Annotated in this window: 7 protein-coding genes; 4 read left to right on the forward strand and 3 right to left on the reverse strand. The window is 45.1% G+C overall.

Annotated elements, in window-relative coordinates; all coding sequences use genetic code 11:
• Positions 1-5: 5 nt before the first annotated feature.
• Genes ACTF5U_RS01630 through dapA form a run of 3 tightly spaced genes read right to left on the reverse strand, consistent with a single transcriptional unit; the run spans position 6 to position 2706 of the window.
• Positions 6-773 carry an MBL fold metallo-hydrolase gene (locus ACTF5U_RS01630; protein WP_438969886.1) on the reverse strand — a complete coding sequence of 256 codons (768 nt, stop codon included), beginning with the start codon at positions 771-773 and terminating at the stop codon, positions 6-8.
• On the reverse strand, positions 773-1804 hold the full coding sequence (bamC, locus tag ACTF5U_RS01635; protein ID WP_438969887.1) for an outer membrane protein assembly factor BamC: 1032 nt from the start codon (positions 1802-1804) through the stop codon (positions 773-775). The genes ACTF5U_RS01630 and bamC overlap by 1 nt, the downstream gene beginning before the upstream one ends.
• Positions 1805-1827: 23 nt before the next feature.
• Positions 1828-2706: a 4-hydroxy-tetrahydrodipicolinate synthase gene (gene dapA / locus ACTF5U_RS01640; RefSeq protein ID WP_438969888.1), complete on the reverse strand. Its 879-nt coding sequence runs from the start codon at positions 2704-2706 to the stop codon at positions 1828-1830.
• Positions 2707-2825: 119 nt separating this feature from the next.
• Between dapA and bcp the strand changes: the two genes are divergently transcribed.
• From bcp to ACTF5U_RS01660, 4 genes are all read left to right on the forward strand, one after another.
• On the forward strand, positions 2826-3293 hold the full coding sequence (gene bcp, locus ACTF5U_RS01645; protein WP_438969889.1) for a thioredoxin-dependent thiol peroxidase: 468 nt from the start codon (positions 2826-2828) through the stop codon (positions 3291-3293).
• Positions 3294-3515: 222 nt separating this feature from the next.
• Positions 3516-5639, forward strand: coding sequence for a methyl-accepting chemotaxis protein (locus ACTF5U_RS01650; RefSeq protein ID WP_438969890.1), 2124 nt, complete (start codon positions 3516-3518; stop codon positions 5637-5639).
• A gap of 100 nt (positions 5640-5739) precedes the next feature.
• Positions 5740-6267 (forward strand): hypothetical protein, encoded by a 528-nt coding sequence (locus ACTF5U_RS01655; RefSeq protein ID WP_438969891.1) that lies wholly within the window; start codon positions 5740-5742, stop codon positions 6265-6267.
• 347 nt (positions 6268-6614) lie between these two features.
• On the forward strand, positions 6615-7595 hold a 981-nt coding region (locus tag ACTF5U_RS01660; protein WP_438969892.1), incomplete at its 3' end, for an ATP cone domain-containing protein.

Below are 7595 nucleotides of genomic sequence, written 5' to 3' on the forward strand. Positions count from 1 at the left end.
GTCTCTTAACGGTTATTTACTTCACGCCAGTCAAAGCCGGCATCCTGGTGCGCGACACCAATCCAGTCCTGTTCACATCCCAATGCATCAGCGAGTAAAGGCACTGCTATCGATGGGCAATTATTTTTTTCAGAAATATGCATAGCCATAATATGCTGAAGTCGTGACGTGTCAATTTTCTCAAGTAATGTCGCAGATTGCACGTTATTAAGATGACCAAGTCTGCCAGCTACGCGCCTTTTGAGATGGGGTGGATATTCCCCTTGTTCCAGCATTGTCATGTCATGGTTTGCTTCAAGTAACAAGGCATCACATCCAGAAAGTGTGTTTTCAATCAATGGCGTAATCGAGCCGACATCGGTTAATAAACCAAGTCTTACAGCACCATTAGAAAAAACAAACTGGCTGGGTTCACGTGCATCGTGAGGAACAGGATAGGGCTCTACTTCAATATCATCGATAAAAAATTTTTCGTGGCAATTAAACTCACGAATATATTTTTTAACATCAACGGGCAAACAGCCCGCCGTACCCGGTGTTGTGTAGACAGGTAGATTAAACTTACGCGCCATGACTCTGACCCCGGCCATATGATCCGCATGTTCATGCGTGATTAATATGGCAGAGAGAGACTCGGGACTGATATTGAATCGTTGTAGACGGTTTACCGCTTCACGCGCAGAAAAACCACAGTCGATCATCAACGTGGTTTTTCCTGACGTGACTAGCGTTGCATTACCTCGACTGCCGCTACCGAGGGAAGCAAATCGCATTATGGTGCGAGTTGTTCCTGAATCAGGTTAAGCAAACGTTTGGCTGTATCGCTGGACGTACGTTTTTCTTCAGCATCCAACACCATAACGCGAGTGTCTGCGGCTTCAGAGAGAATCTTGATGTAGTAGTACTCATCAGGGTTTTCCTCAGCATCATCACGCCAGAAAGCCCATCCATCGAAGAAACCATCTTCTTCCTGTTCAGCTTGCTTAAATGGATCAATGTAGCGCACAAAATAATAACCACGACTGCGATCACGATCTTCAACAGCGAAACCTTTGCTGTCCAGAACCCGACCAACACGACGCCATGCTGTCTGATAGTCTTGTTCAATAACCAGACTTTGCTGACCATCTGCATCGTCCATCAGGAACACTTGCGCTGTTTCTTCAGGAATAGGGGCTGGTTTTTGTGCTTCGATCTTAGCTACGTCTTCCTGATAAAGCGTACCTAAATACTCGGCTAATTGGCGAAGCATAGCTTCGTTCTTCTGAGCATTAGCTTGCGTTTCATCAGTTGCGTTTAAATATACTTCTGACATTTTCGATGTGTCGCCGCGTTCTAAGCGAATGCGGTAGGCATAACCATCGGCATCTTCAACGGTATCCATCAGACCGATACGACCGTCAATACGGTCAATTTCGATACCTTTCATGGCCCAGAATTCCTGAATACGTTGCCAGGTGACTTCACGTTCACCAGGAACGACCAAGTGGCGGTTACGGCCTTCACCTGATAAAGAAGGTTTTTTATCTGGCGTGACGTTGTATCTGGCTGCCAATGGATTATTAGCGGCTTCTTCAAATTCGGAATAGGTTGCTGTGCTTTCGTCGCTACCTGCGATGTCATCGTTGATACGTTTTGTACTCAGATCAGGCGGCACATCCAGCGCTGGCATTGTTTCAGCCTTGCGGTATTTCTGGGTATTGTCTGGAACCACTTCATCCAATGTAGAAAAGGCACCACAGCCACTCAAGACAGCCGACATCATGACGACTAGCGATGTTTGTTTAAATAATTTCGCGTTCATTTAGTAAAGTTCACTCATTTATTTTAGTTTAGAACACCCGCCGTAATGAGGGCTTCACGTACCGACTGATGGTATTTTTCCGACAATACCGTCATTGGTAGGCGAATACCTTCTGGGATCATTCCCATTTCCGATAACGCCCATTTAACAGGAATAGGGTTAGCTTCTACAAATAAAAATTGATGTAAGGCTACCATTTTTTGGTTTATTTCTCGGGCTTTTTCTTCATCATTGTTCAAAGCAGCCACACACATCTCATGCATCAGAGCTGGTGTAACATTCGCTGTCACCGAGATAACACCCACACCGCCGGCCAATATAAAGTCGACTGTGTTTGAGTCTTCACCGGTATAGAGTTCAAAATCATCCACTGATAATTGTTTGATTTGCTGAACCCGTGATACATCACCAGTAGCCTCTTTAATGGCTATGATATTTTTAATTTCAGACAATCTACCCACCGTTTCCGGCAATAAATCACAGGCTGTGCGTCCCGGAACATTGTATAGGATCTGAGGGATATCTACTGCTTCGGCAATCGCTTTAAAGTGAAGGTACATGCCTTCCTGAGTAGGCCTATTATAATAAGGTGCTACCAGTAACACAGCATCAACATTGAGATTTTTTGCTGACTGTGTGAGCTCGATTGCTTCTGATGTGGAGTTTGCACCTGTCCCGGCAATAACAGGAATACGACCATCGACGTATTCAACCACTTTGCGAATGACATCCGTGTGCTCATTAACGCTCAAGGTTGCAGATTCACCGGTCGTACCAACAGCGACAATGGCATCTGTGCCTTGGCTGATATGAAACTCGACCAGCTTTCGCAGGCTGTCATCATCCAGAGAGCCATCTGCTCGCATGGGTGTGACAAGAGCTACCATACTGCCGCTAAACATAGATTAAGGACTCCGAAAAAATAACAGGCATGGTACTTTGCCTGCCTGTTGATGACAAGATCAGACTGTATTGTGTAAGGTACGTTTTTTATCAAATCGTTTTAAAACAGGAAGATTAGATGACACAAGTACAACTTGGCCAACCCGTACCTGACTTTGAGCTCCCCAGCACTGGCGACAAAACCTTTCGTCTGTCAGAGCATAAAGGTAAAAATATTCTTATCTACTTTTACCCGAAAGACAATACACCGGGTTGTACACTTGAAGGCCAGAACTTTCGAGATAACATCGACTTCTTCAACAATAATAACACCGTTATCGTCGGCATTTCCCGTGACAGTCTGCGCAAACATGAGAATTTCAAAACAAAACAGAATTTCCCCTTCGACTTGTTATCAGACGAAGATGAAACGGTTTGTAATTTATTCGATGTTATCAAACTCAAAAAGCTTTATGGCCGTGAGTATATGGGTATTGATCGCAGCACATTTTTGATTGACACCAATGGCATATTGAAAAATGAATGGCGTAAGGTCAAAGTGAAACAACATCTTGAAGAAGTCCAAGAAGCTATATTGGAACTTTAAATACGCGTTTAAAATCAACATTCTAAAATCTTTCTCTAAGCCCTATTCTGGTTCAGATTGAATAGAGAAATCTAACAGGACGCACCACTGACGTGCGTCCTTTTTTATGTCTATTGAACAATCCCTTTTATAAACATCAGCTTATGAATTGGCCCAACGTTTGCTCACAGATTACTTGTAAATCTATGGGGGTAGAACGTGAACGTATTGAAAAGTCATTCAATGAATTTGAGCCAAAGTGAAAAACGATGGCTGCCGTGGTTTGGTGAGACAGGCAAATTGGCTATGGGTCGTTCCTGTTTTCTTAACCGGCATAATTACAGCGCCGTTGAAAAAACCTTTGAGGGAATTGCTGCAACACGGGTAAAAATCCTCCAACAATGGGCTTCCAGCCATTGGGATCAGATGGAATTGCTGGCTGAACAGATAATCGATAACTTCCCTGACATTGACACCACAGTCTTACAAGACAGAATGCTTGCTGCACCTGATTTTTCTGAGTTATTTGTTATTGATACTCAGGGCACTGTCATCCACTCCACGTACCCGCAACATATCAGTATGAAAGATCTATCCAGCAAGGCAGTGGACAAAGGTCTGAATGACGCATTTCTGCATGGACCCTATGTCGATAACATGACCCTAAAAGTCGGTCCATCTAGCTCCAAATTTCATGACGAAGTTACGTTAATGTTTTATCAGCCCCTTAAACGTGAAGGGGAAACTATCGGCGCGGTGTGTGGACGAGTGCCCAATGATGTTTTGGGCGATCTGATTCAGCGGGAAGCCGGCCACATCTACACTGAGTCTGGTGATAATTACATTTTCATGGTTGAGTCCCGTTTTGAACCGGCCTATCAACAGGGTATTGCCCTCTCCCGTTCTCGTTTCGAGGACAATACCTTCTCACACGGTGAAAACCTGAAAAGCGGCATTCACACTAAATGGGGCACAGTGGGTGTAAAACGACACACCGAATTTGAAATTCGCTTTACTGATCCGGCTACAGGACAACTGCATCCCGGTGTCAGAGAAACTATCCGTAACGGAAATAATTTGTTTGTCACGTATCCGGGATACTCTGACTACCGGCATATTCCGGTCATTGGCAAAGGCGTTACCTTCCAACTCAAGGGATCACCCGATCGCTGGGGCATGATGTGTGAAGGTGACTTGGAAGAAGTTTATCGCCGCCGATCCATCAATGTCAGCCTGATGAAAGGTTTTGTTATGGCTATGTTTGCCTTGTTAGGCGTTAATGCCAGCTTACATGCGTTCACGGGCTTACAGGATCTCATCATCAATGCGATTACGGCCGCAATGATTGTTTTCATTGCCGCAGTATATAAAAAGTTCACCACCAACCCACTGGCAAACAGACTGGATGAAATGACCGAAGTTATCCGAACCATCGCTGAGGGTGAAGGAAACCTTGCTCAGCGAATGGACAGTAACCGTATGGCAAATGACGAAACAGGCGATATGGGCAGATGGATAAATAGTTTCATTGATAATCTCGACGGTATTGTGGGTCAGGTGATTACGACAAGCAGTAATGTCAGTCACACCAATGAAGCCATGCTGGAAACCAATCGTGAAGCGTTTCATGTCTCAAATGAAGTCGCCGCTGCCATCGATAAAATGTTGCAGTTATTAGAAGCTCAAATCCAGGATATCGGGAATGCCTCAACGACGGCAGAGTCAATGAAACAAGCCATGGACGAAGTGGTTCAGGAAGCACGAATCCAGTTTGAATCGGTGCGTAGTGGCACCCAGGAAATTCGGGATGTTGTGGAAACGTCTGCCAAAGCAGTTCAGAGCCTGCACACACGCACTGCTGAAATCGGTAATATCATCGGTGTTATTTCTGAAATCACCAATCAAACCAATCTATTGGCCTTGAATGCAGCGATTGAGGCTGCACGTGCCGGCGAGCATGGTCGCGGCTTCTCCGTTGTAGCTGAAGAAGTCAGAGGACTCGCCTCACGCACCGCGAACTCTGCCGAAGAAATTCAGAAAATGATCGAAGCCATCCAATCTGAAACACTAGAAGCCGTCAAGTTCATGGAAAGCGGCGTTAATAATGTCGATCGCAGTTTACGTAAAACCGAAGAGGCCTCATCTGAAAACACCCAATTACATGCGCTGGTCGAACAAATGTTTGCCACCATTAAACAGCTGGATCAAAACAGTCAGTTACACGGTTCCACTGCGCGTGATGTTGGTCATTCTGCCGGTTTGATGACACATGCCATCGACGCATTGCAACAGCGTTCTGTCATGGTCAGAAATACTGCCCGTAAACTCAGTCAACTCGTCGGGGTGTTCCAGGTCAGTCATCGCTAATCTGTATATTGCTAATTAAAACATAAGGATATCTCAAGGATATTGTTTGTCACTCTTTATGTAGGCGACAGTTTTATAAGCCAACAAAGGAGCAAATAATATGGAAAGCACAATTAATAGAGAAAAATTTCACGGTAAGTTTGCTGCGATTTTTAACGATGAGGCATCTGCCAACGAAGCACGTAAGCTATTAATGCAAAAAGGGAGCTTCTCAGCAGGACAGATCAATATTGTCAGACCCCATGACCGTGCGGCTGGCCACAAAATCGAACCAGAAACCAGTGCTATAGGCAAAGTCTTACTAACGTCTCACGTTGTTTTTGGTGGCATGGGTTTAATATTAGGTCTGTTGATTGCCAGCCTGACCTCAACATTTGGCCCGACATTTGCCCAATCGAGTCCGCTCTTGACGCACTTAGCTTTGGGTCTCATCGGTCTATTTCTCGGTTTAATTGTCGCAGGTGCTGTTTCTTTGAGACCGGACCATGATCCGCTAATCACGAAGACCTTAGAGGCCTGTGAGCATGATCAGTGGGCTGTGATCGTTCAAACAAAAGAATTCGAAGATAATGAACGTGCGCGCCAACTGCTTAAGCCTGTTGCAGTTTCTGTCACAGAAACGCTCTAGTTCAACGAGATTTAATTAATTATCTGTCTATGGGACTTGTCTACTAAAAACGGTCTCAGTATGATTACCGGCCCCGTTCTTCAACGGGGTCTTTTTTTGTGCAAAAAAAATTAATAAAAAAATAATTTTGAGGCACCAAAAACGCACAAAACTTGTGATCGCCCATCGGGGTTAGCTTAGCTCCGGATCACCCATAAGTTATCCACAAAAAGTGCACAATTTATGTGCAACTTTTCCACTTGCCAAGACTTAAAAAACACACTATCTTGTGGTTCTATCACTTCACAACCACAACCTCTAGTGGTTTTGTGATTTTTGAACACACTAACAAAAGCAGGGATTTCACTATGGCGAGCGAACCAGCACAAACTACACATACCCCCTCTTCCGCGGAAAGCGGCTACAGCGTTATCCGTCGTAACGGTAAGGTAACGGATTTTGACAGCAGCAAAATTGCCGTGGCAATTACGAAGGCTTTTTTGGCCATCGAAGGTGACGCTGCGCAAGATAGCCGCCGAATCCACGATACGGTTAAAAAACTGACTGCCCAGGTCACGGATAACTTGCTGCGTCGACTGGATGAAGGTGGCACGGTTCACATCGAAGATATTCAGGATCAGGTCGAACTGGCGCTGATGCGTGAAGGTGAATACAAAGTCGCTCGCTCCTATGTGGTTTATCGTGAAAAGCAATCCGAAAAACGTGCTGAAGAAGAAAAGAAACATCCACAACCAGCTAACGAGACAACACTGAATGTCACACTGGCTGACGGAAGTCGCCAGCCGCTGGACATTGATCGTCTGCACGGTTTGATTACTGAAGCCTGTGAAGGCCTGGCAGAAGTTGACCGTGAAGCAATTTTGCGTGACACACAACGTAACCTTTTCGACGGCGTAAAAGAGGCCGACGTTGAAAAAGCCTTGGTTATGGGTGCACGAACATTTATCGAAAAAGATCCCGCCTACAGTGTTTTGGCTGCTCGCCTGCTGATGGACGGTATCCGTCGTGAAGCACTGTCTTTCGTTTATAAGATGCCAAAACAAGCGGCACAAAATGAAATGGTTGATATCTACCCTGACTACTTCAAGAGCTACATCCACACTGCCATTGAAAAAGAACTGGTCGATTCAGAATTGGCACTGTTTGATTTGGAGCGTCTGGGTAAAGCACTGAAACCCGAACTGGATTTCGATTTCACCTACCTCGGCCTGCAAACATTGTATGACCGTTACTTCATTCACTATGACGGCACCCGCTTCGAGTTACCGCAAGCATTCTATATGCGTGTCGCAATGGGTCTGGCTATCAACGAACTCAACCGCGAAGAT

The organism is Methylophaga sp. (assembly GCF_965655755.1).
Lineage (GTDB): Bacteria > Pseudomonadota > Gammaproteobacteria > Nitrosococcales > Methylophagaceae > Methylophaga.

What these genes read in the sequence shown, in the direction of transcription:
- ACTF5U_RS01630 (WP_438969886.1), bottom strand. Translation starts at nt 773, where the DNA reads ATGCGATTTGCTTCCCTCGGTAGCGGCAGTCGAGGTAATGCAACGCTA.
- ACTF5U_RS01650 (WP_438969890.1), top strand. Translation starts at nt 3,516, where the DNA reads ATGAATTTGAGCCAAAGTGAAAAACGATGGCTGCCGTGGTTTGGTGAG.
- bcp (WP_438969889.1), top strand. Translation starts at nt 2,826, where the DNA reads ATGACACAAGTACAACTTGGCCAACCCGTACCTGACTTTGAGCTCCCC.
- bamC (WP_438969887.1), bottom strand. Translation starts at nt 1,804, where the DNA reads ATGAACGCGAAATTATTTAAACAAACATCGCTAGTCGTCATGATGTCG.
- dapA (WP_438969888.1), bottom strand. Translation starts at nt 2,706, where the DNA reads ATGTTTAGCGGCAGTATGGTAGCTCTTGTCACACCCATGCGAGCAGAT.
- ACTF5U_RS01655 (WP_438969891.1), top strand. Translation starts at nt 5,740, where the DNA reads ATGGAAAGCACAATTAATAGAGAAAAATTTCACGGTAAGTTTGCTGCG.